We start from the raw sequence: 24,122 nt of genomic DNA on the forward strand, positions 1-24,122 counted from the left end.
CGATGGGGCTCCCTTGTCGTGGGGAGCCCCATCGTGTCCGACGGCCCGACGCGCTACATGAGTACGGCTACTCAGCCGGAGTGGTGGTCTTGCGCAGCGCGTTGAGGCAGCTGTCGATGGCCTGCTGGAGCTCCTCCAGACGCTGGACCATGTCGTCCTCGTAGAAGTCCTGGGCGTCGTCGAAGGTCAGCTCCTCGAACGCCTTCGTGGCCTTCTGCAGGCTGCTGTAGAACTTCGTGCGCTTCTCCTGGACGCGCAGTTCGGGGTCGGCCTCGACCGCCTCGACGACCAGGTTCTTCATCGTGTCGTAGGCCTCGGTGGCCCACTCGCCGGTGTCCTCGCCGTCCTCCAGCTCGTCGAGGAGCGAGAGGTGCCGCTCGGCCTCCTGGCGCAGGTCGACGGGCGCGTCGACGGTCTGCCCCGCCGGGGTCTTGATCTGGCCCGACTCGGCGATCTGGCGGACGTAGCCGATCCGGTCCGCGGAGCGGCTCTCGGTCGCCACGGCCTTCTTCAGGTCGTCGGTGCGGACGACGTCACGGGCCAGCTCGGACTGGAGCTCGGGGTCCTCGCGGACGCGGTCCAGCAGGGCCTGCCGGGCCGCCCGCGCGGTGGACGGGTCGGCGAGGATCGCGGCGCGCAGCGCGGTCGGGTTCTCCGCGACCTCCAGCGCCTTGGTGGGGCGGATGCCCTCGGCCTCGGCGGCCTCGGTGATGGCGGTGCCGCGCTCCGAGGTGGCGCTGGAACGGGAGACGTAGTAGTTCAACCACACGTCGGCGTCCGGGAGTTCGACCTCCTGGCCGGGGGCCAGCTCCTCGAAGTGCGGGACGAGACCGTCGTCCGCGGCCCGGTCCCAGGCCTTGTAGTAACGCATGACACGCTCGGGGGAGCAGTCGGCGAGTTCGGCGAACTCCTTCGCGGACACCTTCTGCGTCTCGTCCGCGCTCTGCCCGCCGGGCCGCACGCTGCGCGCCACCTTGAGGCCGAACGCCCAGCCGCCGGTGCGGGCGTAGGCTCCGAACTCGTGCGCGTCCCGGGCGACGAGGCCGGCGTCGTCGAGGGCGGTGAAAGACGTCTCGGCCTGGTCGATCACTACGGTCAAGGCGGACTCTCCTGGGCTTGTGATGAGGCACGGTGCGAACACGCAGCCTATATCCACCCATTGCCGCTGGTTTGAGTGCCCGACCCTCGCGTCGCCGTCGGCGCCGTCAGTTCGATTAGCGCCGGAAGGTCTTGAAGAAGGTCTGCAGGGCCTGGCGGTTGGCGGCGTCGTTCCATTCGTCGGTGGGCGTCGTCCACCGTAGCGAGAAACTGCGCCCGCCGCCGATCAGGAAACCGCGCCCGAGCGTGCGCACCCGGTCGTCGCCGGTTCCGGAGAACCACTCCAGGTCGGCCGCCTTGTCGCCCTGGTACGTGGTGGCCTGGATGTCGCCGATCTGCTGGAACCCCTCGGTCTGCTTGAGCCCGGGAAGGACGTCGTCCCGCCAGATGGCCACCGGGTCCGGGCCCGCCTGTGTGCTGTATGTCACGGCCAGCGTGCGCGGATCGCCCGTCGCGCCGAAGGTGACGCGGTAGGCGCCGGACACCTGTTGGGTCTCCACCACCTTCCAGCCCTTGGGCAGCGCGACGGAGAAGCCCTGCGGCGCTTTGAACACGCGGAATCCGGCGGGCAGTGCCGAGGCGGTGGGGGAGGGGGACGCGGTGGCGGAGGGCGAGGCGGACGCGGAAGCGGTCGGCGAGGCGGGGGACGTCGCCGACGGGGTGGGGGACGGGGAGTAGGCGTGGCCGTCGACGTTCTCGCCGGGGGTGCTGACCGAGGCGGACGCGGAGGGCAGGGGGGAGGGCTCGGTCGTCGCCGAGGTCTGAGTGCCGGGGAGTTGGTGGGTGGCGGCGAGGACGGCGACCGTGACGGTGCCGACGGCGAGGGCGGTCCCGGCGGCCATGCCCCGGCCGCTCCAGGTGGTGCCCGCCCCGCGTACGGCGTCGTAGGCCCGCCGCAGCCGGGGGAGCGGGACCGGATCGCGGTCGGCGTACGGGTCGTCGTTGAGGATGCGCGTCAGGATGTCGCGGACCACCGGGCGGGTCAGCCGCTCCCGGGAGTTCTTGCGCAGCAGTCCCTGCACGACCTGCGCCAGCGGTCCGGCGCGCGACGGGCCGCGCATCGGGAGCCGGTCCACGCCTTTCATGGTCGCCTCGGGGCGGCCCCGGTCGCGGAACGGCGGGTGTCCCTCGACCAGCGTGTAGAGGATCGCGCCCAGCGCCCACAAGTCGGCGGCGGGACCGATGCGTTCGTCCCGTGCCTGTTCGGGGGAGGCGTACGACGGTGCCGTGATCCGCGGGGCGAGGGTGGCGCCCGCGAGTCCGAAGCCGGTGAGGACGACCCCGCCCCGGTCCCGCACGAACACCTGGCCCGGGCTGAGTTCGCCGTGGGTGATGCCCTCGCTGTGCGCCGCCTCCAGGATGTCGAGCAGTTCGAGTCCGATGCGGGCGGCCCGTACGTAGTGGAACGTGCCCTGCTGGGCGAGGACTTGGCCCAGCGGTGTGCCGTCGATCCAGTCGGTGACGGTCCACAGCGTGCCGGCCTCCTCGACGGCGTCGACGACCGGCGCGACCCGGGTGGGACAGAGCAGCACCATGACGTCGGTGGTGCGTCGGATGCCCGCGGTGATCCGTCCGGCGCTCTCCGCGTCCGGGGCGAAGGGGAGGGTCACCTCCGTGAGGAGGCAGGGCTGTTCGGCGATCATGTCCTCGCCGTACCAGGAGACACGGCTGGTCTCGCGGTGCGCGACCTCCATGGGCCGGTATCTGCCGGCGACCAACTCGTGTACGGAGACGTTCGTCTCGACCATGGCCATCCCTCGCTGAACCCCGGGCTCTCACCTTTCCCAGAAGTACGGCGGGTGTGATGGGCTGCGTTCAATGGAAGCCCAATTCCCCTGCGTTTCTTGCCTTTTATTCAACGGCGGCGATCAGGTGTGCGAGAAAATCGAGTCGCGGGGGAGGTCCCAGGTCGGCGCTCGTGTCCCGGGGCGGGGGAATTCGCCCCGGGGGCTTCCACGGTGGAATATCGGTGCCCTACCTGGTGGTAACCGGTGGTAAACGCAGGCGTGAAGACCACGAATACACGGGTGTTTGTCGACAACGTAGTCAAGAGATCTGTCAACGATCCTGTCGGCGACGGGAGTTGACGGGAAGTCAGCGCAACCCGAAGCCCTCCGACCAGGCCGCGATCTCCCCGACCGTCGCGTTGCCCCCGCAGACCACGAGGCCGAGCCGGGCGCCGTCGCCGACCCGCTCCAGCACCTGCCGGGCGGCGGGCAGCAGACAGCCCGCGGCGGGCTCGGTCCACACCTTCGCGTGCTCGGCGAGGTCGAGACAGCCCTGCACGGCGTCCCGGTCGGGAACGGTCAGCACCTCGGTGACGAGGGCCGAGACGTGGTCGTACGTCAGCTGCGACACGGCCGGCGCGCTGAGCGTCGTCACGATCGACGAGGGCGTGACCGGCACCGGGCCGCCCACCGCGAGCGCCTCGGACATGGCCTCCGCGCCCTCGGTCTCCACACCCCAGACCCGGATCCCGGGCCGCCGGGCGTGCAGGGCGGCGGCGACGCCGGCGATCAGGCCACCGCCGCCGATGCTGACCAGGACGTCGGTGAGGTCACCGGCGTCCTGCGCGAACTCCAGCCCGACCGTGCCCTGTCCGGCGATCACCACCGGGTCGTCGAACGGGTGGACCAGGGTCAGCCCCTCGTCCCGCAACCGGTTCACCAGCGCGAAGGCGCTCGGCATGTCGTCGGTCAGCCGCAGCGACGCGCCCGCCGCCTCCACCAGCGCGACGGACCGCGCCGGCGCCGAACGCGGCATCACCACCGTCGCCTTCACATCGAGCGCCGCCGCCATGACCGCGAGCGCGATCCCGTGGTTGCCGCCGCTGACCGCCACCACTCCGGCGGCCAACTCGGCCTCCCCGAGCGACAGCAGCTTGGCCGTCGCCCCGCGCGCCTTGAAGGAACCCGTGCGCTGCAACAGCTCCAGCTTCGTCGTGACCGGGACACCGAGCAGCTCGGAGAGCCCGAAGCTCTCCACGGTCGGGGTGCGTACGACGTGTCCGGCGATCCGCTCGGCGGCGGCTTCGATCTCCGAGATGCCGATCAAGGCAGTCATCCTTCCGGCACGGGGACAGGTGACCCGTGCCGGTCCGACCCTGACGCGGAAAGGACGCGCAGGTCAACACGTTTCAGTACTCAGTGCTGCTGTGCCTTCTGCGGGGTCTCCTCGCTGGGCCGTACGACGACGAACCCCTCGCCCTGGAGCATGAGCTGGACGGCCTCGCCGGAACCGCCGCGCAGCATCGACCCGATGGACTGCGAACGGTGCAGCGAGGTCTGGAGGTGGGCCGACCAGCCGACCACCGCGTCCGTGTCGACGTACACCGGGTACTGCGGTGAGATGGGTATGACCAGCGGGTTGCCCTCGCAGACCAGGCCCAGCTTGCCCTGCCCGGTGAAGACGCTGTTGAAGAGACCGCCGCCCGCGATGCCGGAGCCCTTCACCGTCTTGATCGCGTACGACAACGAGGCGTCGAAACACAGCACGTTGCGGCCGTTGACGGTGAACTCGTCACCGGGGTCGATCTCGACCACGAAACAGTTCTGCGCCTCGTGCGCGAACCACGCCTCGCCCTGGCCGCGCACCGCCATCAACGGCAGACCCTCACCGGTGACCGCGCGCTTGAGCATGCCGCCCACGCCCTGGCCCTTGCGCTCGAACTGGAGATTGCCGCGGTAGGCGATCATCGCCCCCTGGCGGGCGAGCATCTCGCCGTTGACCGCGTACCTGATGCACTTGGCATTCTCGACGGTCATGCCCGGCGCGGTGGCCGGCTGCACCATGTGCTCACTGGAAAACAGATCACCCTTCATGCGGGCATCCTGACCCGGAAGATCTCATTCCGCCAAGATCGAGGGCAGGTTGATCGTCCCGCGAGGTCAGGCGCCGAAGAGCTGCGTCCAGTACGTCCCGTTCTGTCCGCCACCCGCGAAGCCGATGCCTATGTGGGTGAAGTCCGGCTTGAGGATGTTGGCGCGATGGCCGGGGCTGTTCATCCACCCCTCCACGACCTCGGCGGCCGACCGCTGACCACAGGCGATGTTCTCGCCGATCGTGCGTCGGCGCGAACCCGCGGCGGCGGCCCGGTCCCAGGGCTGCGAGCCGTCGGGGGAGGTGTGCGAGTAGAAGGCGCGGGCCACCATGTCGGTGCTGTGCGCCTGCGCGGCGGCGGCCAGGAGCGGGTCTACGGCGAGTACAGGCAGCCCGGCCCTGGCGCGCTCCGCGTTGGTCAACTCGACGACTTCCGCCGCCGTGCGGGCCAGGTTGCCTGGGGTGAGCGGTGTTGCCCACAGCGCCGTCCAGTAGACGTCACCGGAGCGGGAGTTGACGGCCTGGGCGATGCCCGCGTGCGTGAAGTCCCGCTCCAGCAGCGTCTGGTGGGCCTTCTCGGTGCGCAGGCAGTAGTCGACGAACTCGGCGGGGGTGCGCGGCCCGGAGACCAGGTGCTCGCCGATGGTGAGGTAGGCGTAACCGGCCTGGGTGACCCGCTGGTACACCGAGGTGCCGTCACGGCTCTCGGTGCTGAGGTGTCCGGCGGCGGCCATGCCGGAGGCGTGGGCTTGTGCCGCGGAGGTGAGGCGGGGGTCGAGGGCGACGGGCGGTGAACCGGCATTGGCGCGGGCCGAGTTGGCGAGGGCGAGGAAACCGGTGGGGTCGGTTGTCGGGGAGGTCGAGCTGATACGGGGGCGGGTTGAGTGTGTCGACCGGGGTGCGGGTGCGGACGCCGATCGCACAGCGGCAGGAGCCGGAGCCGGCGTCGCGTCCTCGACGAGGTCCACGCCGAAGTCCCGCGCGATCCCCGCGAGTCCGTCGGCGTACCCCTGCCCCAGCGCGCGCAGTTTCCAGCCGGTGCCGCGCCGGTACAACTCGGCAAGGAGCAGGACGGTTTCCCGCTGGGGGCGGGGTGGGGTGAAGCGGGTGACGGGCTGGCCGCCGGTGTTGGTCACGTGGAGGGTGGGTGCGGGCAGGCGGCCCAAGGGGGTGCCGGGGTCGGCGGGACTGATGACGACGGTGACCCGCGCGGCGCCGGCGCGCAGACGGGCCGGGTCGATGGTCAGGGTGTCGTCCCGCAACCGCGCTCCGGGTGCCATCGGCTGGTTGTAGAACACGAAGTCCGCGTCGCCGCCGACCTTGCCGCTCGCGTCGGTGATCAGTGCCGAGACGTCGAAGGGGCCGGGCACCCGCAGGGTGAGGGCGCCGCCCGGAAGGGGCAGATTGCCGCCCGGCACCAGCTCGTTCATGGCACCGCCCTCGCTGTTCGTGCCCGGTGGGGGACTTCCCCATGGGGACTTTCCGGTGGGGGACTTCGTCCTCCACTCAACGTTCCGCCAGGGCGCGAGGGTTCCCACGTGAGGAGGTGGGGGCCGGAGGGCGATGCGGCCCGCCCCCACCTTCACCGCGTCCTCAGTCCCGTGCGACCCCCGGAGCGATGTCCTCGTAGGCCACGTTCCGTTCGGTGACGTAGGAGCCGCGGCCCGTGAGCGGCGTGCTCTGGATCGCCTTTGTCCGCTTGCCGCAGAACGCCGACTCCAGCGTCCGCGCCATCGTGTTCAGGACCGTGCCGTTGTTGGAGGTGTTGGCCAGTGCGGTGAGGCTGCGGCGGCCGTCCTTCGAGGTGAAGGAGTAGGTGTAGAAACCCTGGACCGCGCCGGTGTGGCCGTACACCGAGACACCGCAGGACAGATCGCGGCGCCGCAGTCCGAGGCCGTACCGGGTGGTGCTGTTGACCGGGGTCCACCGTTCCATCTGCGCGAGCTGGGCGGCGGACGTGAGCCTGCCGCCGAGCAGGGCGGAGAAGAAGGTGTTCAGGTCGTGGGTGGTGGAGATGACCGCGCCGGCGCTCTGTGCCCAGGAGACGGTCTGGTCGGTGGCGTCGACGAACTCTGCGCCCGCGCGGTCCGGGGTGAGGTAGCCGTGGGCGTAGCGGCCCGGGATCTTCGTGGCCGGGTGGACGTAGAAGGTGTCGCGCAGCTTGAGCGGCTTGATGATGCGGTCGCGGTACTCGGTGCCCACGGAGTGGCCCGTCAGCTTCTCGATGAGCATCCCGGCGACGACGAAGTTGGTGTTGGAGTACGAGTAGGCGGCGCCCGGCGCGTTGGTACGCGCGTGCTTCAGGGACAGCTGCACCAGCTGGCGGTAGGTGAAGACCTTGTCGCGCACGGCCTCGAAGCCGGAGACCGAGTTGGCGAACATGGAGTTCGTGTAGTCGTACAGGCCGCTGCGGTGGCTCAGGACGTGGCGGACGGTGATGCGCTTGTCGGGCAGCAGTCCGGGCAGGTAGCGGTCGACCGAGGCGTCCAGGTTCAGCTTGTGGGCGTCGGCCAGTTGGAGCAGGACGACGGCCGAGAACGACTTGGTGATGCTGCCGATGCGGAAGCGGTCGGCGTTGCCGATGGCCCGGCGGGTCGTGCGGTCGTCGATGCCCGCGGCGGCCGTGTGGACGGTGCCGTGGTCGTCGATGCGGGCGATCGCCCCGGGCGCGCCCTGTGCGGTCAGCGTGCGCAGTACGGCACGGAGGCCCGCCATGTCGGGGGCGGGAAGTGCGGCTGCGCTGCTGGTTCTCGTGGTGTCCGACTCGTGGGTCGCGGCATGTGCCGGTACCGCCGTGAGCGTCAGCAGTGCCGCCGCCGACGCCGTGGCCCTGCGCACCGTTCTTGAGACCATCCGGTTCTCTCCCGTTTCTTTCTCGGTATGCGAGATCGATCACAGTCGGGCGAGGCAACCTTGTCGCGCCCCGTCACATCTCCACAGCTGACGCACAGTTGGTCATTCGCTGATCACTGAGCGATGCGGATTTGCCAAGTATTGCCATGAAAGGATCGAAAACCGTTCATTTCGGCTTTACATGTACATGGTGGATGCGTGAGGGTTTCGGTCTGGGGCCCGACCAGCCCCGTGGGTGCGTTCAACCGCGCCCTGTCTCAAGGCGGTTGGTGATCCCGACCGTCTTCGTACGGAGGAGCCCTCTTTCATGCGTGGACCCCACATACGCAGCCTGGCGGTCGCCGTCGCGGTGACGACGGCCGCCACGGGGCTGGCCGGCACGGCCTTCGCGGGACCGGCCACGGGGGCGGATCATGCGACGGCCTCTACCGAGACCGGCACCAGCGCCGCGTCCGTCGTCACGGCCGCGCGGGCCGCCGCGTTCGCGCACGCGTCGGCGACCGGTGTCACACGGGGCGATGAACTCCGGGCCCAGGACGTGATGATCGATCCCGAGGGCGCACGGCATGTGCGCTTCATACGCACCCACCAGGGCATGCCGGTCCTCGGCGGCGACCTCGTCGTCCATCTGTCCCACAAGCTGGCCTACACCGGCGTCACCCGGGCGGCCGGGCAGAGCATCAAGCCCGTGACCACGCAGGCCAAGCTGACGGCCGGTCAGGCCGAGGCGAAGGCCGCCGCCGTCGCCAAGGGTGACGCGGGCACCGCCCAGCTCGTGGTGGACGCCCGGGACGGGGGAGCCGCCCTCGCCTACCAGATACCCGTCAGCGACAGCAGCACCGCCGAGGCCACCGGCACCCGCACGGTCGTCGTCGACGCCGTCACCGGCAAGGTCCGCAGCAACACCCCCGACAGCGACGAGTTCCTCTCGCCCAAGCTCCTCGACACCTTGCGCGAGCGCGGCGAGACCCTGGACCCCGCCACCGGTACCGCCGTAGCGCCGAAGTCCCTCACGGCCGCCGCCGCGAGCCGCGCGGTCCACTACCCGGTCACCGCATCGGGCACCGGCACCTCCCTCTTCGTCGGCAAGGTGCCGCTGACCACCACCCGCACGGCGCGCACCAGTTACCTCCTCAAGGACCCGACGCGCTGGGGCACCGAGACCCGCGACGCCAAGGGGAAGGAACTGGAGAGCTTCGCGCAGGGCAAGAAGTTCACCAGCACCACCGACAAGTGGGGCAACGGCGCCGTCTCGCACCGCGACACCGCCGCCGTCGACGCCCAGTACGGCATCACCAAGACCCTGGACTTCTACAAGAAGACCTTCGGCCGCAAGGGCATAGCGAACAACGGCAAGGCCGCCCGGGGCATGGTCCACTTCGGCAACAAGGTGGCCAACGCCTTCTGGGACTCGACGTGCGGCTGCATGCTCTACGGCGACGGCGACGGTGACATGTTCAAGAAGCCGCTCGTCGTCCTCGACGTCACCGGCCACGAACTCACCCACGGTGTCGTGGACGCCACCGCCAAGCTGGAGCCCACGCGCGTCGACGCGGACGGCAACCAGTACGGTGAGGCGGGCTCCCTGAACGAGTCGCTCGCGGACATCTTCGGCTCCAACGTCGAGTTCAGCGCCAACAACGCCAAGAACCCGCCGAACTACCTGATCGGCGAGAAGCTCGGCCTCGCCCAGAAGTTCCTGCGCCGCCTGGACCACCCCTCCCTCGACAAGCTGGAGGGCACGATCGACTACTGGTCGCCGCAGGTGTACGACGCCGAGGTGCACGCCGGCTCCGGAGTCTCCTCGCACGCCTACTACCTCCTCGCGGAGGGCAGCGGCAGCAAGACGATCGGCGGCTTCGCCTACGACTCGCCCACCTACGACGGGTCCACGGTCACCGGCATCGGACGCACCAAGGCCACGGCGATCTTCTACCGCGCGCTCACCCGCTACATGGTGTCCACCACCGACTTCCACGACGCGCGCATCGCGACACTGAAGGCGGCGGCGGACCTCTACGGCGCGAACAGCGCGGCGTACAAGACCGTCGACCAGGCCTGGGCCGCCGTGAACGTCACGGTCGCCAACACCCCTGCCGCCAGGCACTGATGAGCCGCTGGGTGCCCTGCCACGAGCGGGGCACCCGGGCGCCGGGCCTCATATCCACTGCTTCTCGATCTCCTCGGACACGGTGAACTCGGCCTCGCAGGAAGGGCAACTCGCCTTTCCGAACACATACTTCAACGCCTTCGCGACCTCCCTCTGCCCGAACTCGACCGCCTCGCCGTGCAGTCGCGCACCGATGCCGTCGAGTCCGTCGGGTGTGGCCGGTACGAGCTCCGTCCGACCTTCCGTGGCCTCCTTGTCGGTGCCGGTCACATAGTCGCCGGCCGAGGTGAAGACGCCGTACGCGCCGAACGCGACGAACAGACCCACTTCGCACTCGGGGCACTCGAGCTCGTACTCCTCGGTGTTCACCCCTTCCAGCGCCTCGGCCCACACCCCGCCGTCCTCGAAGGCGAGCACGGCCATCTGGAGGTAGACGAAGGTGTGCGGATCCTGCCCAGGATCGGCGCGCAACACCCGTGCCACATCGAGCAGTTCGCCGATCTCGCGCGCGTACCGCGCCCGGCACTCCTCGTCCGGGTCCGTGGTGATCAGCCCGGCCATGGTGACCGCCTGTATCGGCCCGCCCGGCGCCCGGCCCCGCGCGATGTCGACGAGCACGGGCATCGCCGCCCAACTCGCGTCGTACACCGAGCCCTGGTGGCACAGCGAGCCCCACAACTCCTGCCACACGGCGTCGTCCTCGGTGCCGCCCAGCCGTGCGAACAGGCCCGGGACGTCCTCGGCGCTGCCGTACGCGTGGGTCAGCTCGGACCAATCGATCGTCGTCATACGGCGATTGTGCCGCCCGGCACTGACAACGCGGCCTCGGCGGGCATCAGCTCTGCTCAGGCGACTCACAACTTCGCTTCGACAAATCCTGCTTCTTTTATTGACGACGGAAAAGAAGGGATCTAGGTTCCCGCCATGCGCTCGATCCCCCGTACCGAGTCGTTCCCGGCACACACGCCGGCCGTCTCACAGGTCTTCACGACCGTGCTGTCCCACGGCCCCCTCACCCGTCTTGAGGTGGCCCGCCGGGCGGGGCTGTCGGCGGCCGCCGTGACCAAGGCGGTCCGGCCGTTGATGGAGGCCGGATACCTGGCGGAGGGTGCCGACCAGGACGCGCCCCCGGCACTCGGGCGGCCCGCGAACCTCGTCCGGGTCGACGGCGGACGGGCGTTGTTCATCGGGGTCAAGGTCACCGGCGACGAGATCATCGGCGTCCTCGCCGACCTGTGCTGCCGTATCCGCGTCGCCCGCCATGTGCCGCTGACCGACCGCGATCCCAAGGCGGTGCTGTCGTCGATCGCGGACCTTGCCCAGGAACTCCGCACCGAGGCGGACGACTTGGGCATCCAGGTGCTCGGCCTCGGCCTCGCGGTCTCCGGTGACGTGGACCGCGGCGAAGGGGTCGTCCGCTACTCGCCGTTCCTGGAGTGGCGTGACGTACGCCTGGCCGAACTGGCCGCCATGACAACGGGGTTGCCGGTCACCGTCGACAACGACGTGCGCGCGCTGACCGTCGCCGAGCAGTGGTTCGGCGCCGGCGCGGGCCTCACGGACTTCGCCGTGGTGACCGTGGGCGCGGGCATCGGCTGCGGACTCGTCGTGCACGGCCAGGTCGTCGCCGGCGCCCACGGGGTGGCCGGGGAGATCGGGCACGTGGTCGTCGACCCCGCCGGGCCCCTGTGCCACTGCGGCAACCGCGGCTGCGTCGAGGCGATCGCCGGGGACGCCGCGATCGTCGCCCGGGTCCGTGAGGTCACCGGCGTCCAAGTCGCCGACACCGCCGAGGCGTTGGCCCTCGCTCACCGGGGCGACGCCGGAGCGCGCGAGGTGTACGCGCGGGCCGGTGAGGCGATCGGCCGGGGCATCGCGACCGTGGTCAACCTGTTCGGCCCCGAGCGCGTGATCATCTCCGGCGAGGGCCTGGCCGCCTACGACCTGTTCGCCGAGCAGATCCGTGACTCCTTCGCCGCCGCCGCTTTCGGCTCCGCCGCCCGGTGCGACGTACACACCCGTCCCCTGCCCTTCGACGAATGGGCGCGCGGGGCCGCCGCCACCGCGATCCAGTCCTTCATCCGAGCCGCCGACTAACCCGCACGACCACCCTCGACCCCCGCCACACTCCTACCCGCACGAGGAGCCCGACGATGTACTCCCTCACGCCCGTCCGCGCCCTGAGAGCCATGGTGGTCCTGGCCCTCACCGCAGGCTTCGCCACCTACCTCCCCGCCGCGCAGGCGGCCACCCCCACGGCGGACTCGGCCCCGGCCGTAGCCGCCAAGCCCTATATGGGCTGGTCGAGTTGGAGCATGCAGTCGTCCAAGTACCCCGGCCTCAACCCGGACGGCGACTACAGCTACCTGACCGAGGCGAACGTCAACAAGCAGACGGACGCGCTGGCCTCGAAGTTGAAGAAGTACGGCTACAACTACGTGAATATCGACGCCGGTTGGTGGCGCGCGAACGACTGGACGCCGGAGTACGACCAGTACGGCCGCCAGAAGGCCGACCCGAAACGATTCCCCAGCGGGATGAAGGCCGTCGCCGACCGCATCCACTCCAAGGGCCTCAAGGCCGGCATCTATCTGCCGGCGGGCCTGGAGAAGGAGGCGTACAACGACGGCAAGACGCCGATCTGGAACGCCGACGGCTGCACCACCGCCGACATCGTCTACAGCGACCTGCGCACCACGAACGGCTGGGACAGCTCGTACAAGCTCGACTTCTCGCGGCCCTGCACCCAGAAGTACATTGATTCGCAAGCCCAGTTGATCGCGGACTGGGGTTACGACTTCCTCAAGCTCGACGGTGTCGGTCCGGGGTCCGGAAAGAGCGGCGACCAGTACGACAACGTTGCCGATGTCGCCGCCTGGAACAAGGCCATCACCGCCATCGGGCGCCCGATCCACCTCGAACTCTCCTGGTCCCTGGACTACGGACACGCCGCCGACTGGAAGAAGTACTCCAACGGCTGGCGCATCGACACCGACGTCGAGTGCTACTGCAACACCCTTGTCAGCTGGGAGAATTCGGTCGACGACCGCTGGGACGACACCCCCGCGTGGACCGGCCAGGCAGGCCCCGGCGGCTGGAACGACCTCGACTCCCTCGACGTCGGCAGCGGCGCGATGGACGGCCTGACGAAGGCGGAGCGGCAGAGCTACGCGACCCTCTGGGCCGTCGCCAAGTCCCCGCTGTTCACCGGTGACGACCTCACCCGCCTCGACGACTACGGCCTCTCGCTGCTCACCAACCGCGAAGTCATCGGCGTCGACCAGAGCGACGCACCGCCCGCGCGCCCGGTCACCCCGTCGGACTCCCAGCAGGTGTGGGCCGCGAAGAACCCCAACGGCACATACACAGTCGCCCTGTTCAACCTCGCCGACGCCCCCGCCGCCGTCTCCGCGAACTGGTCGACCCTCGGCTTCACCGGCAAGGCCGCCGTCCGTGACCTCTGGAACCACGAGGACCTCGGCACCTACACCAACAAGGTCACCGAAGCCCTGCCCGCCCACGGCTCCCGCCTCTTCACCGTCACCCCGCACGGCAGCGCCGTCACCACGACCGCCTACGAGGCCGAGGCGACCACCAACACCCTGTCCGGCAACGCAGTCGTCGCCGACTGCTCGGCCTGCTCCGGCGGCAAGAAGGTCGGCAACCTCTACGTCGGCGGCAAGCTCACCGTCAACAACGTCACCGTCGCCAAGGCCGGCACCTACCAGGTGAAGATCGCCTACGTCAGCGGCGACTCCCGCTCGGCGAGCGTCTCCTCGAACGGCAATGCCGCCACTAGCCACAAGTTCCCGTCCACCGGCGACTGGGGGACGGTCGGGACGGTCTACGTGCCGGTGAGCCTGAAGGCGGGCGCCAACACGATCACCTTCGACAGCGGTTCGGGCTACGCGCCGGACATCGACCGCATCGACGTCCCCACCACGGCCTGACCGAGCCACCAGGAGCCGCAATGAACCCCGAACCGTCCCCTCTGCTGCCCAGACGCGACCTGCTCGCCCTCGCCACCGCGACCGGCGCCCTGGCCGCCCTCCCGACCTTCAGCGCCTCCGCCGCGCCGCAGCGTCCCGACGCCTCGGCCGACGACAACTCGGCCTACGGCAGCGGCGGTTCGCTGAACACGCTGTGGTGGCAGGCCCCCGCCGGCGACACCTCGATGATCGAACAGGGCCTGCCCGTCGGCAACGGCCGCCTCGGCGCCCTCGCGAGCAACGACTCCGGCCACGAGGTCCTCCTCGTCACCGACGCCACGATGTGGACCGGCGGCCTGAACGACACGCTCGACTCCGACGGTCAATTCCCGTACGGCCGCGCCGACTTCGGGTCCCTGACCCTGCTTGCCAAGCTCACGGTCGACATCCCCGACCACGACCTGGGCGCCGTCTCCGGCTATCGCCGCACCCTCGACCTCGACCGGGGCGTGGTGGGAGCCTCGTACGTCCGCTCGGGAGTGACGTACCAGCGGGAGATCTTCTCCAGCCGTCCCGACGACGCGATCGTCCTTCACTTCAGCCAGAACGGCGGTGGACGCTACACCGGCACGATCACGCTGGAGGGGACGCACGGCGAGGCCGCCGCGACTTCCTTCGGCGCCTCGTTCGCCAACGGCCTGAAGTACGGCGCCGCCGTCACCGCCTACGGCAGCGGCGGCAAGGTCACGGTCAGCGGCGCGAACATCACCTTCTCCGGCTGCAAGGACCTGACCGTCGTGGTCAGCGGCGGCACCAACTACGCGCCGGACCCCGCCCACGGCTACCGCGACCCCAAGGCCGACCCGCAGAAGCTCGCCCGCGCCAAGGTCCGCGCCGCCGCCGGGCACTCGGCCGACACCCTGCTGCGCACCCATGTCGCCGACCACCGTGCGGCGTTCGGGACGTTCGGCCTCTCGCTCGGCGAGTCGACCGCCGAGCAGCGTGCCCTCGACACCTGGGAGCGCATCCAGCTGCGCGCCACGAGCGGTGAGCCCGACCCCGAACTAGAGGCCGCCTACGTGCAGTTCGGCCGCTACCTCATGGTCGGCTCGTCGCGCGGCAGCCTGCCGATGGGCCTCCAGGGGGTGTGGCTGGACGGCAACGACCCGGACTGGATGGGCGATTACCACACCGACATCAACATCCAGATGAACTACTGGATGGCCGACCGGGTGGGCCTGTCCTCGTGCTTCGACGCGTTCACCGACTACTGCGTCACCCAGGTGAAGGACTGGACCGAGCTGACCGGCAGGCTGTTCCAGGACTCCCGCAACCGCTTCCGCAACACCAGCGGAAAGGTCGCCGGCTGGACCGTCGCCTTCTCCACCAACCCCTATGGCGGGCTTGGCTGGTGGTGGCACCCGGCGGGCAACGCCTGGCTGTGCAACAGCCTTTGGGAGCACTACGAGTTCACGCACTCCCGCACCCACCTGGAGAAGATCTACCCCCTCCTCAAGGGAGCCTGCGAGTTCTGGGAGGCGCGGCTGGTCACCACGACCCTGGACAACGGCAAGGAGGTACTGGTCGCGGACCACGACTGGTCGCCCGAGCAGGGTCCGCAGGACGGCAGGGGCAACACCTACGCCCAGGAAGTGGTGTGGACCCTCTTCGGCAACTACGCGGCGGCTTCGGCGGAGTTGAAGCGGGACAGCGGGTACGCGAACACCGTCTCCGGACTGCGCAGGCGTCTCTACCTGCCCGTGGTGAGCCCGAAGTCCGGCTGGCTGGAGGAGTGGATGTCTCCCGACAACCTCGGCGAGACCACCCACCGCCACCTGTCCCCGCTGATCAACCTGTTCCCCGGCGACCGCATCCGCCCCGACGGCTCCACCCCGAAGGACATCGTCGACGGTGCCACCGCCCTGCTCACCGCGCGCGGCATGAACAGCTTCGGCTGGGCCAACGCCTGGCGCAGCCTGTGCTGGGCGCGCCTCAAGAACGCCGACAACGCCTACCAGTTGGTCGTCAACAACCTCCGCCCGTCCGAGAACGGCACCAACGGCACCGCCTTCAACCTCTTCGACATCTACGAGGTGGAGACGGGCCGCGGCATCTTCCAGATCGAGGCCAACTTCGGCACCCCGGCGGCCGTGACCGAGATGCTCCTGTACTCCCGCCCCGGCCATCTGGAGCTCCTGCCCGCCCTCCCGGACGCCTGGGCCGACTCCGGCTCGATCACTGGGGTCGGCGCCCGCGGCGGCTTCGTCGTCGACCTGAGTTGGAAGAACGGCAAGCCCACCGAGGTGAAACTCCGCAGCGTCGGCGGTCGCACCACGACCGTCGCCCACGGCGGAAAGACCCGCACCGTGAGCGTCAAGCCGGGCGGATCCGTCACGTTGAGGGACTTCGCCCGGTGAGCGCCGGACGGGCACGACTGCGCCGTACGGCCGCACTGATCCTGCTCGCCGCCGCCTTCCAGGCCGGACCCGCACACGCACAACCGCAAGCACAACCGCACGCGCAGATACAGGCACAGGCACAGACACAGGTGAAGGCCTTGAACGACCCGAGAGGCGTGATCACCTGGGGATCGAGCGCCGACCACCTGGGCGACGGCGTCGCCGACCGCAGCTACCGGCTGATCGTCCACACCAGCGTGGCCGGCACCGATCTGCGGATCCGGCTCTCCAACGCCTTCGGCGACCGGCCGCTGACCTTCGACAGCGCCTACGCCGGTGTGCAGAAGGCGGGTGCCGCGGTCGTCCCCGGCTCCAACCGGCGGCTCACCTTCGACGGCGCGAAGTCGGTCACCATCCCGGCGGGCGCGGTCGCTTACAGCGACCCGCTCCCCGGCAGGCTGCCCGCCGCGACCAACCTCGTGGTCAGCATCCACAGCCCGGACGCGGCGGGCCCGGCGACCGGCCACGGCATGGCGATGCAGACGTCGTACGCCACCCAGGGCGACCACACCGGCGAGGAAGGCGCCGCTGCGTGGACGGACACCACCGGCTCCTGGTACTACCTCGACGCCGTCTCCGTACGGCCGAGCGCGGGCATCGGTGCCGTGGTCACGCTCGGGGACTCCATCACGGACGGCTGGGCGTCCACGTCGGACCTCAACCGGCGCTGGCCCGATTACCTGGCCCGCCGGCTCGCGCGCGCCGACACGGCCGTCAAGGGTGTGGCCAACGAAGGGATCTCCGGCAACAAGGTCCTCGCCGACGGCGCCGGGCAGAGCGCCCTGAACCGCTTGCAGCGCGATGTGCTGTCGCAGCCCGGTGTCCGCACCGTGTTCCTCTTCGAGGGCGTCAACGACATCAAGGCACACTCCGGCGTCACCGCTCAGGACCTGATCGCGGGCTACCGCGAGATCATCGAGCGGGCGCACGCGGCCGGGAAGTGTGTCGTCGGTGCCACGGTCGGACCGTTCAAGGGCTGGCCCGAATGGGATGCGGCGGGCGAGGCGGTACGCCAGGAGGTCAACCAATTCATCAGGAGCAGCGGGGAGTTGGACGCGGTCACCGACTTCGACCACATCCTCCGCAGCCCCTACGACCAGGAGAGGATGCTCCCCTTCTTCGACGGCGGCGACCACATCCACCCCAACGACAAGGGGATGGCGGCGATGGCCGACGCGGTCGACCTCAAGGCCCTCGACTGCGGGAAGTGAACCTCAGCCGGACGCCGTCGCCTCCGGGGTGATCAGCCCCTGGCGGTAGGCGATCGCCACCGCCTCCGTACGGCTCGCGGCGCCCAGCTTCGCGAGGATGTTGGAGACGTGGACGCTAGCCGTCTTGCCGGTGATGAACAGCTCCTCGCCGATCTGACGGTTGCTGCGCCCGAGGGCGAGCAGCCGCAGCACGTCCCGCTCGCGGGCCGTCAGCGGCGAGGGGCGGTCCCCGGCGTCCGGTGCCGGGTCGCCCAGGCGGCCACGGCGGACGAGTGTGTCCAACCGTGCGAGCAGGGGAGCGGCGCCGAGCCGGGCGGCCGTCTCCCGTGCCGCGCGGGCCTGGTCGGCCGCCTCATCGCGGCGGTCGGCCGCCAACAGGGCTTCGGCGTAACGGAATTGGCAGCGCGCCCGTTCGTAGACATCGCCGTAGCCGAACGCGGTCACCGCCTTCTCCCAGGCCGCCGCGTCCGGTCCGGTGGCCGCCCGTGTCCACTCGGCCTCGGCGCGGGCCAGCCATGCCTGTCCTTCCGGCCCCTGCGGTCGGGCCTCACCACCCGCGCCGGCCACCGACCGGGCCAGCTCGACGAGTTCCGTCGCGGTGTCCGTCCAGCGGCGCACGCCCGCATCGTCACCGCTCAGCCGTAGCGCGGTGGCCTTGTCGGCGACCGCGGCCAGGGCGAGGGCGGCGAGCCGGACCGTGAGGTCGGGACGGCGGCCGGAGTCGTCGGTGAGGGCGGCGACCGCGGTGCGCAGGTGCTCGACGGCCGTCTCCGGGTCGCCCTGGACGGCGGCGGCGTCGGTGAGCACGAGGGCCGCCACCATTGAGGCCATCCAGTCGAACGGCCCGTCCAGCAGGGCCCGGGCCCGCTCCACTGCGCTCAAGTCACCGCGCGCCAGCGCCACATACAGCGCGGGCCCCATCGTGAAGCCACCCGCGTGCGGCAGCACTTCCGCGTCGCTCGCGGCCGCCTTCACGCACTCGTCCCAGCGGCCCAGCGTGTACAGCACCAGGAGCTGGAGATAGCGCATCTCCAGCGGATACGGCGACGAGAGCAGCCCGGCGCGGCGGGCCCGGTCAAGACCCTCGGCGAGCCAGGGCAGCGACTCCTCCAGGTCCCCGGACTCGAAGCTGCCGATGGCGAGATGGAACAGGGCGCGCATCTCCACGGGCGAGTGCCCGGCCTCCCGGGCCAGCTCACGTGCCTGCGCGAGCCGCTCCCGGCCCTCTCTGGTGCGTCGGCCGCCCTTTTCGAGCGTGGCCAGCGAGATCAGCAAGTCGGCCCGGGCATCGGTCAGTTGGAGTTCCTCGGCGGTGCGCAGGGCCTGGCGGGCGATCCGCAGCGCGGTCTCGTCGTCGCCGACCTGGCGGGCCGCCAGCACATGCGTGGCCGCCGCCCACACCCAGGTCCGCGAGGGCGGCTCGGCGGGGATCATCTCCAACGCCTCGCTGCTGTACGCGAACGCGGCCGTGAGGCTGTCGACGCCCATCAGATTGCCGGCCAGCGTGTAGCGCACCCGGGCGGCCAGCTCGGAGTCCGTGTCCTGGCCGATCCCAGCGAGCGCGGAGCGGGTGAGGGAGACCGCGCGGTGCGCGTCCCCGGCGTGGGCCGCTGCCGCCGACGCGCGCAGGGTGAGGGTCACGCTGCCGATGCCCTCGCCCGAGGGCCGGGCGGCCGGGTCCACCGACGACCACAGATCGAGGACGGTTTCGAGATGCCGTAGCTCCTCGGCGGGTGCGCCGACGTGCCGGGCGTGGTCGGCGGCCTCCAGGGACGCGGCCAGTGCCTCGGCCAGGTCGTGGCTCTCGCGGTAGTGATAGGCGCGCTCCGCCGCGCTCTCGGCCGGGTGTCCGCGCGAGGCGAGGAGGCGGGCGAAGGCGCCGTGCTGCCGGGAGCGCTCGCCGGGGAGGAGGTCGGCGTACACCGCCTCGCGGGCGAGGGCGTGCCGGAAGGAGTATGTGTCGGCGTGTCCGGGGACCAAGAGCTGGCGCTCGACGGCCTCGCGCAGCGCCGACTCCAGCTCGTCCTCCGGGAGTTGGACCGCGTCGCGCAGCAGGTCGTACTCGACGCGGCGTCCGGCGACGGCGGCTGTGCGCAGCACCTGCTGGGCGGTGTCGGAGAGTTGCTCGAAACGGATCAGCAGGACGTCGGCCAGACCGCTCGGTACCCCGCCCGCCTCCATGTCGCTCGCCGCGAGCAACTCCTCGGCGTAGAAGGCGTTTCCCTCGGCGCGCTCGACGATCCGGCGGACCGTGCCGTCCGGCACCGGGTCCGTACGCAGCGCGCGCACCAGCCGGGCGACCTCCGCGTCCCCCATGGGCCGCAGCTCCAGCCGCTCCACGGCGGGCAGCCGCACCAGCTCGGCCAGCAGGGGCCGTAGGGGATGGCGGCGGTGGAGGTCGTCCGCGCGGTACGACGCGAACACCGCCAGGCGGTGGGTGGGCGCGCCACCCGCCGGGCGCTGGAGAATGCCCCGGCTGAGCAGGAAGCGGAGCAGGTCGCGGGAGGACTGGTCGGCCCAGTGCAGGTCCTCCAGGACCAGGAGCAGGGGAGCGATGTCGGCGAGGTCGGCCAGCAGTCCGGCGATGCCCTCGAAGAGCCGCAGCCGGCCGCCCGCGTCCCGGGCCGCGTCCGAACCGGCGCCCAGCAGCCGGTCGACCGCCGGATGCGCGGCCAGAGCGGCGGCGAAGCGTTCGTCGTCGGCCAGGACACCGAGGATCTCGGTGAAGGGGAGATACGGCAGACCGACGTCACCGAGGTCGACGCAGTGGCCCGTGAGGACGGTCATCCCCGCACTCGCCGCCCGCGCCGCCACCTCGTCGAGCACCCGTGTCTTGCCGACGCCCGCGTCCCCGGCGATCAGCACCGCCCCCGCCGTACCCGCGCGGGCGCGCTCCAGCACACCGGCGAGGCGGGCGAGTTCCTCGTCCCGGCCGATGAGCGGGGCTGCTGCCACGGATGACGTCACGCACCCATCCTGGCACGCGCCACTGACAACGCACCTGGCCACCGGGCGGGAGACGGCTCTCCGCCCGGCGGGCCGGGGTTCAGCGCAGGGTCTCGGCCCAGTTCGCCGGGACGCGTCCCGCGGGACCCGGCACCGGCTGGTCCTTCGGGTGGCTCACCGGGGCGGCGAGTTCGGGACCGGAGTCGTACAGCTCGGAGGTGGTGAAGTTCCAGAACCAGTCCTCGCCGGGTTCGTAGCTCTGGATGAACGGGTGTCCCGTGGACTGGTAGTGGGCCGTGGCGTGCTTGGCGGGGGAGTCGTCGCAACAGCCGATGTGGCCGCACTGCGCGCACCGCCGGAGATGGAACCACCAGCCGTCGGCGGCGTCGCACTCCACGCAACCGGCGCCGCTCGGCGGGACGGTGGGGTCGATTCCGGTGATGTCGCTCATGCGGACTCCTCGGGCGTCTCGTTGTCGACGGCGGTGAGCGGGAGCAGGACCTGGAAGCGGGTGTCGCCCGGCAGCGACTCCACCTGGAGGGTGCCGTGGTGCTTGTTGACGACGATCCGCCAGGAGATGTCCAGACCGAGCCCCGTGCCCTCGCCCACCGGCTTGGTGGTGAAGAACGGATCGAAGATACGGCCACGGATCTCCTGCGGCACACCGGGCCCCGTGTCACGGAACTCGACCATCAGCTGGTCGTGCACCAGAGCCGTCCTTACCGTCAACGTCCCTTCCCCGCCTGTGCTGTTGATGGCGGAGACCGCGTTGTCGATCAGGTTGGTCCACACCTGGTTGAGCTCGGCCGGGTAGGCCGGGATCTTCGGGAGCGTCCGGTCGTAGTCCTTGACGACCTTGATGCGGTCGCCGGTCTTCCCGCCGAGCATCAGCAGGGTGCTGTCGAGGAGTTCGTGCACATCGGCGACCTGGTAGGGCGCGCGGTCCAGCTGCGAGTACTGCTTGGCGGCGCCGACCAGGTTCGAGATCCGGGTGGTGGAGTCCTCGATCTCCGTCATCAGCAGCTCGGTCTCGACCGTGTAGCTGAGCCAGCCGACCGCTGCCTGCAGCACGTCCTCGTCCACGGCCGCCGCGACCTGGTCCAGCCAGTCGATGTCGAGACCGGCCTGCACGAAGGTGGGCGCGATCTGCCAGGCCTGCATGATGCCGTGGTCGTCGAGCCAGTCCGTGAGCGCGTCCTCGCGGTCCGAGGCCTCCAGGGGGCTCAACGTCGGTGCCTTGGCGACGCGTTCGGCCGTGCGCTCCTGGATGTCGATCAGGTTCGCGAGGGCCTCGCGCGAGTACGGGCCGGAGGAGATGACCCGCAGCTTGTGCCGCATCTTCGCCACCCGCTCGCGCAGCGTCGAGGTGGCCCGGACGGCGGCGGCGGCGGGGTTGTTGAGCTCGTGCGTCAGCCCGGCCGACAACGAGCCCAGCGCCAGCAGCCGTTCACGCTGGCTGATCGCCAACTGGGTGCTCTTCGAACCGAAGAAGAGGCCCTCCAGGAGGTGCACCGCCATCGGGAACCACTCGCTCATGATGGCCGCGAAGGTCTCGGCGGGCAGCACGAAGAACCGCGTGGGCTCCGTCACCCGCATCGAGTTGAGGTACACCTGCTGCACCCGGTCGCCGATGTAGGCCTGCATCGCGCCGGTGTACACGCCGCGTTGAGAGGTCCGGCTGACCTCGACGTCGTCGCCGCCGACCCGCCGCGACAGCACGACGGTGCCCTCGATCATGACGTAGAAGCAGGTCGCGGGGTCGCCCTCGGTGTAGACGGGTCCGGCCTCGAACAGCTCGACTTGCCCGTCGCAGCACAGCCGGCCGAGCTGCTCCGGTGTCAGCTTCTCGAACAGGAACAGCGTGCCGATCTCCTGCGGGCTGCACGGCAGCACCTGCCCGCTCATGACTGCTCCAGGTAGCGGTGGACGAGCATCACGGCCATGGCTCCCTCTCCGACGGCGGACGCGACGCGTTTCGCGGACTCGGCGCGCGCGTCGCCCGCCACGAACACGCCGGGAATGTTGGTCTCCAGGTGGTACGGCGCCCGGTCCAACTCCCAGCTCGCGGGCGGCTTCCCGTCCGCGGTGAGGTCCGGTCCGGACAGGATGAACCCGCGCTCGTCCCGCAGCACCGACCCGTCCAGCCAGTCGGTCAGCGGGGCCGCGCCGATGAACACGAACATCCACTGCGCGTCGACGAGTTCGGTGTTTCCGCTCTCGGTGTCGCGCAGCGTGAGCTGCTCCAAATGGTCGGAGCCGTGCGCGGCGTCGACGACGGTCCCGGTGCGCACCGAGATGTTCTCGGCCTCATTGATCTGCTGGATCAGGTAGTACGACATCGACGCGGCGAGCGAGCCCCCGCGCACAAGCAGCGTCACCGACTTGGCACCCTTGGACAGGTACATCGCCGCCTGGCCCGCCGAGTTGGCGCCGCCGACGATGTACACGTCGTGCCCCTGGCAGGAGGCCGCCTCGGTCAGCGCCGAGCCGTAGTAGACCCCGCAGCCCGTCAGATCGGGCGTGCCGGGCGCCTCCAACTGCCGGTAGGACACTCCGGTCGCCAGGATCACGGCGTGCGCGGCGACCGTCGAGCCGTCCGCGAAATGCACCACCCGCGCCGACCCGTTGGCCTCAAGTCCCGTGACCTCGCGGGCCGTCAGGATCTCGGCGCCGAACTTTCCGGCCTGCCGCCGTGCCCGGTCGGTGAGTTGGGCCCCGGACACCCCGTCGGGGAACCCGAGGTAGTTCTCGATGCGCGAACTCTGCCCGGCCTGACCGCCGGTCGCCGACCGCTCGACGAGAACGGTCCGCAGGCCTTCCGAAGCCCCGTAGACGGCCGCGCCGAGTCCCGCCGGGCCGCCGCCGATGACGACGAGGTCGTAGAAGTCGGCGGTCGGTGTGGTCGCGAGCCCGACCTCGGCGGCCAGTTCGGTCGCCTCCGGCTCGACCAGCACGTTCCCCTCGGCGGTGATCACGAGCGGCAGCCGCTGCCCGTCCTGCCCGGCGGCGGACAGCAGCCGCAGCCCCTCCGGGCTGTCGGCCGAGTACCAGCGGTACGGCACCTGGTTGCGGGCCAGGAACTCCCGCACGTCCGAGGAGCGCGCCGACCAGCGGTGCCCGACCACCTTCGTGGCGGGCACGGGCCGGTAGTCGCTGTTCCGCCAGGCCTCCAGGAGGTCGTCCAGGACCGGGTAGAGCTTCTCCTCCGGCGGGTCCCAGGGCTTCAGCAGATAGTGGTCGAGGTCGACGACGTTGATCGCGTCGATCGCCGCGTCCGTGTCCGCGTACGCGGTCAGCAGCACCCGGCGCGCGCCCGGATAGACGTCGAGGGCCTGCTCCAGGAACTCGATGCCGTTCATCTGCGGCATCCGGTAGTCGGCGAGGATCACGGCCACGAGATCCCCGCGCAGCTTCAGCTCGCGCAACGCGTCCAGCGCGGACTCCCCGGACTCCGCGCGCACGATCCGGTACGACTCGCCGTAGCGCCGCCGCAGGTCACGGGCGACGGCACGGGACACTCCCGGATCGTCGTCCACGGTCATGATGACGGTCCGCGCGGCTTCGGCGGCCTGTGCCATACGTCTCCCACCCCGAGTGGTCGGCTTCACGGCACGGCGGCGCCGTTGTCACCGCGCCGGCTCCCCACCATCGTATGGTCGATCGCCGCGGTCCGCTCCGCTACGCCTGATACGGGGGC

16 protein-coding genes are annotated in these 24,122 nt (G+C 70.5%); 5 read left to right on the top strand and 11 right to left on the bottom strand.

The features are described 5' to 3' along the window. Positions 1 to 67: 67 nt before the first annotated feature. The 6 genes from OO69_RS13520 to OO69_RS13545 form a co-directional block, all read right to left on the bottom strand. Positions 68 to 1,090, bottom strand: a complete 1,023-nt coding sequence (locus OO69_RS13520) for a hypothetical protein (protein WP_033280796.1) — start codon at positions 1,088 to 1,090, stop codon at positions 68 to 70. 124 nt (positions 1,091 to 1,214) lie between these two features. Then, positions 1,215 to 2,852, bottom strand: coding sequence for a protein kinase domain-containing protein (locus OO69_RS13525; protein ID WP_033280797.1), 1,638 nt, complete (start codon positions 2,850 to 2,852; stop codon positions 1,215 to 1,217). Positions 2,853 to 3,192: 340 nt separating this feature from the next. Further along, a complete protein-coding gene (locus OO69_RS13530) occupies positions 3,193 to 4,152 on the bottom strand; it encodes a threonine/serine dehydratase (RefSeq protein WP_033280798.1) in 960 nt (319 codons plus the stop codon). An 89-nt stretch (positions 4,153 to 4,241) separates the two neighbouring features. Continuing rightward, positions 4,242 to 4,919: an AIM24 family protein gene (locus OO69_RS13535; RefSeq protein WP_033280799.1), complete on the bottom strand. Its 678-nt coding sequence runs from the start codon at positions 4,917 to 4,919 to the stop codon at positions 4,242 to 4,244. Between the two features lie 66 nt (positions 4,920 to 4,985). Further along, positions 4,986 to 6,347 (bottom strand): CAP domain-containing protein, encoded by a 1,362-nt coding sequence (locus OO69_RS13540; RefSeq protein ID WP_033280800.1) that lies wholly within the window; start codon positions 6,345 to 6,347, stop codon positions 4,986 to 4,988. Between the two features lie 163 nt (positions 6,348 to 6,510). Next, positions 6,511 to 7,770: a serine hydrolase domain-containing protein gene (locus tag OO69_RS13545; RefSeq protein ID WP_033280801.1), complete on the bottom strand. Its 1,260-nt coding sequence runs from the start codon at positions 7,768 to 7,770 to the stop codon at positions 6,511 to 6,513. Between the two features lie 307 nt (positions 7,771 to 8,077). Here OO69_RS13545 and OO69_RS13550 point away from each other — a divergent pair, with 307 nt between their 5' ends. Further along, positions 8,078 to 9,880: a M4 family metallopeptidase gene (locus OO69_RS13550; RefSeq protein WP_033280802.1), complete on the top strand. Its 1,803-nt coding sequence runs from the start codon at positions 8,078 to 8,080 to the stop codon at positions 9,878 to 9,880. Between the two features lie 48 nt (positions 9,881 to 9,928). Here the strand turns inward: OO69_RS13550 and OO69_RS13555 are convergent, their stop codons facing one another. After that, positions 9,929 to 10,669, bottom strand: coding sequence for a hypothetical protein (locus tag OO69_RS13555; RefSeq protein WP_033280803.1), 741 nt, complete (start codon positions 10,667 to 10,669; stop codon positions 9,929 to 9,931). 135 nt (positions 10,670 to 10,804) lie between these two features. On the opposite strand from OO69_RS13555, the gene OO69_RS13560 reads away from it, so the two are divergent. The 4 genes from OO69_RS13560 to OO69_RS13575 are packed head-to-tail and all read left to right on the top strand — an operon-like array spanning position 10,805 to position 17,479. Further along, positions 10,805 to 11,977: an ROK family transcriptional regulator gene (locus tag OO69_RS13560; protein ID WP_033280804.1), complete on the top strand. Its 1,173-nt coding sequence runs from the start codon at positions 10,805 to 10,807 to the stop codon at positions 11,975 to 11,977. A 56-nt stretch (positions 11,978 to 12,033) separates the two neighbouring features. Then, entirely contained in the window at positions 12,034 to 13,830 is a 1,797-nt protein-coding gene (locus OO69_RS13565) for an alpha-galactosidase D (RefSeq protein ID WP_033280805.1), read from the top strand. A gap of 20 nt (positions 13,831 to 13,850) precedes the next feature. Further along, positions 13,851 to 16,226, top strand: a complete 2,376-nt coding sequence (locus OO69_RS13570) for a glycosyl hydrolase family 95 catalytic domain-containing protein (RefSeq protein WP_033280806.1) — start codon at positions 13,851 to 13,853, stop codon at positions 16,224 to 16,226. Continuing rightward, on the top strand, positions 16,223 to 17,479 hold the full coding sequence (locus OO69_RS13575; RefSeq protein ID WP_033280807.1) for an SGNH/GDSL hydrolase family protein: 1,257 nt from the start codon (positions 16,223 to 16,225) through the stop codon (positions 17,477 to 17,479). The genes OO69_RS13570 and OO69_RS13575 overlap by 4 nt, the downstream gene beginning before the upstream one ends. 3 nt (positions 17,480 to 17,482) lie before the next feature. Here OO69_RS13575 and OO69_RS13580 read toward each other — a convergent pair whose 3' ends face one another. The 4 genes from OO69_RS13580 to OO69_RS13595 form a co-directional block, all read right to left on the bottom strand. Next, on the bottom strand, positions 17,483 to 20,446 hold the full coding sequence (locus OO69_RS13580; protein ID WP_033280808.1) for a helix-turn-helix transcriptional regulator: 2,964 nt from the start codon (positions 20,444 to 20,446) through the stop codon (positions 17,483 to 17,485). 79 nt (positions 20,447 to 20,525) lie between these two features. Further along, a complete protein-coding gene (locus OO69_RS13585; protein ID WP_033280809.1) occupies positions 20,526 to 20,876 on the bottom strand; it encodes a UBP-type zinc finger domain-containing protein in 351 nt (116 codons plus the stop codon). Beyond that, positions 20,873 to 22,330 carry an ATP-binding protein gene (locus OO69_RS13590; RefSeq protein ID WP_033280810.1) on the bottom strand — a complete coding sequence of 486 codons (1,458 nt, stop codon included), beginning with the start codon at positions 22,328 to 22,330 and terminating at the stop codon, positions 20,873 to 20,875. Before OO69_RS13590 ends, OO69_RS13585 begins: the two co-directional genes overlap by 4 nt. After that, positions 22,327 to 24,003 carry an FAD-dependent oxidoreductase gene (locus tag OO69_RS13595; RefSeq protein WP_033280811.1) on the bottom strand — a complete coding sequence of 559 codons (1,677 nt, stop codon included), beginning with the start codon at positions 24,001 to 24,003 and terminating at the stop codon, positions 22,327 to 22,329. Before OO69_RS13595 ends, OO69_RS13590 begins: the two co-directional genes overlap by 4 nt. Positions 24,004 to 24,122 lie beyond the last annotated feature (119 nt).

The sequence above is a fragment of the Streptomyces sp. NRRL F-525 genome, assembly GCF_000716605.1.
Lineage (GTDB): Bacteria > Actinomycetota > Actinomycetes > Streptomycetales > Streptomycetaceae > Streptomyces.

What these genes read in the sequence shown, in the direction of transcription:
- OO69_RS13525 (WP_033280797.1), bottom strand. Translation starts at nt 2,852, where the DNA reads ATGGCCATGGTCGAGACGAACGTCTCCGTACACGAGTTGGTCGCCGGC.
- OO69_RS13535 (WP_033280799.1), bottom strand. Translation starts at nt 4,919, where the DNA reads ATGAAGGGTGATCTGTTTTCCAGTGAGCACATGGTGCAGCCGGCCACC.
- OO69_RS13540 (WP_033280800.1), bottom strand. Translation starts at nt 6,347, where the DNA reads ATGAACGAGCTGGTGCCGGGCGGCAATCTGCCCCTTCCGGGCGGCGCC.
- OO69_RS13545 (WP_033280801.1), bottom strand. Translation starts at nt 7,770, where the DNA reads ATGGTCTCAAGAACGGTGCGCAGGGCCACGGCGTCGGCGGCGGCACTG.
- OO69_RS13550 (WP_033280802.1), top strand. Translation starts at nt 8,078, where the DNA reads ATGCGTGGACCCCACATACGCAGCCTGGCGGTCGCCGTCGCGGTGACG.
- OO69_RS13555 (WP_033280803.1), bottom strand. Translation starts at nt 10,669, where the DNA reads ATGACGACGATCGATTGGTCCGAGCTGACCCACGCGTACGGCAGCGCC.
- OO69_RS13560 (WP_033280804.1), top strand. Translation starts at nt 10,805, where the DNA reads ATGCGCTCGATCCCCCGTACCGAGTCGTTCCCGGCACACACGCCGGCC.
- OO69_RS13565 (WP_033280805.1), top strand. Translation starts at nt 12,034, where the DNA reads ATGTACTCCCTCACGCCCGTCCGCGCCCTGAGAGCCATGGTGGTCCTG.
- OO69_RS13570 (WP_033280806.1), top strand. Translation starts at nt 13,851, where the DNA reads ATGAACCCCGAACCGTCCCCTCTGCTGCCCAGACGCGACCTGCTCGCC.
- OO69_RS13585 (WP_033280809.1), bottom strand. Translation starts at nt 20,876, where the DNA reads ATGAGCGACATCACCGGAATCGACCCCACCGTCCCGCCGAGCGGCGCC.
- OO69_RS13590 (WP_033280810.1), bottom strand. Translation starts at nt 22,330, where the DNA reads ATGAGCGGGCAGGTGCTGCCGTGCAGCCCGCAGGAGATCGGCACGCTG.
- OO69_RS13595 (WP_033280811.1), bottom strand. Translation starts at nt 24,003, where the DNA reads ATGGCACAGGCCGCCGAAGCCGCGCGGACCGTCATCATGACCGTGGAC.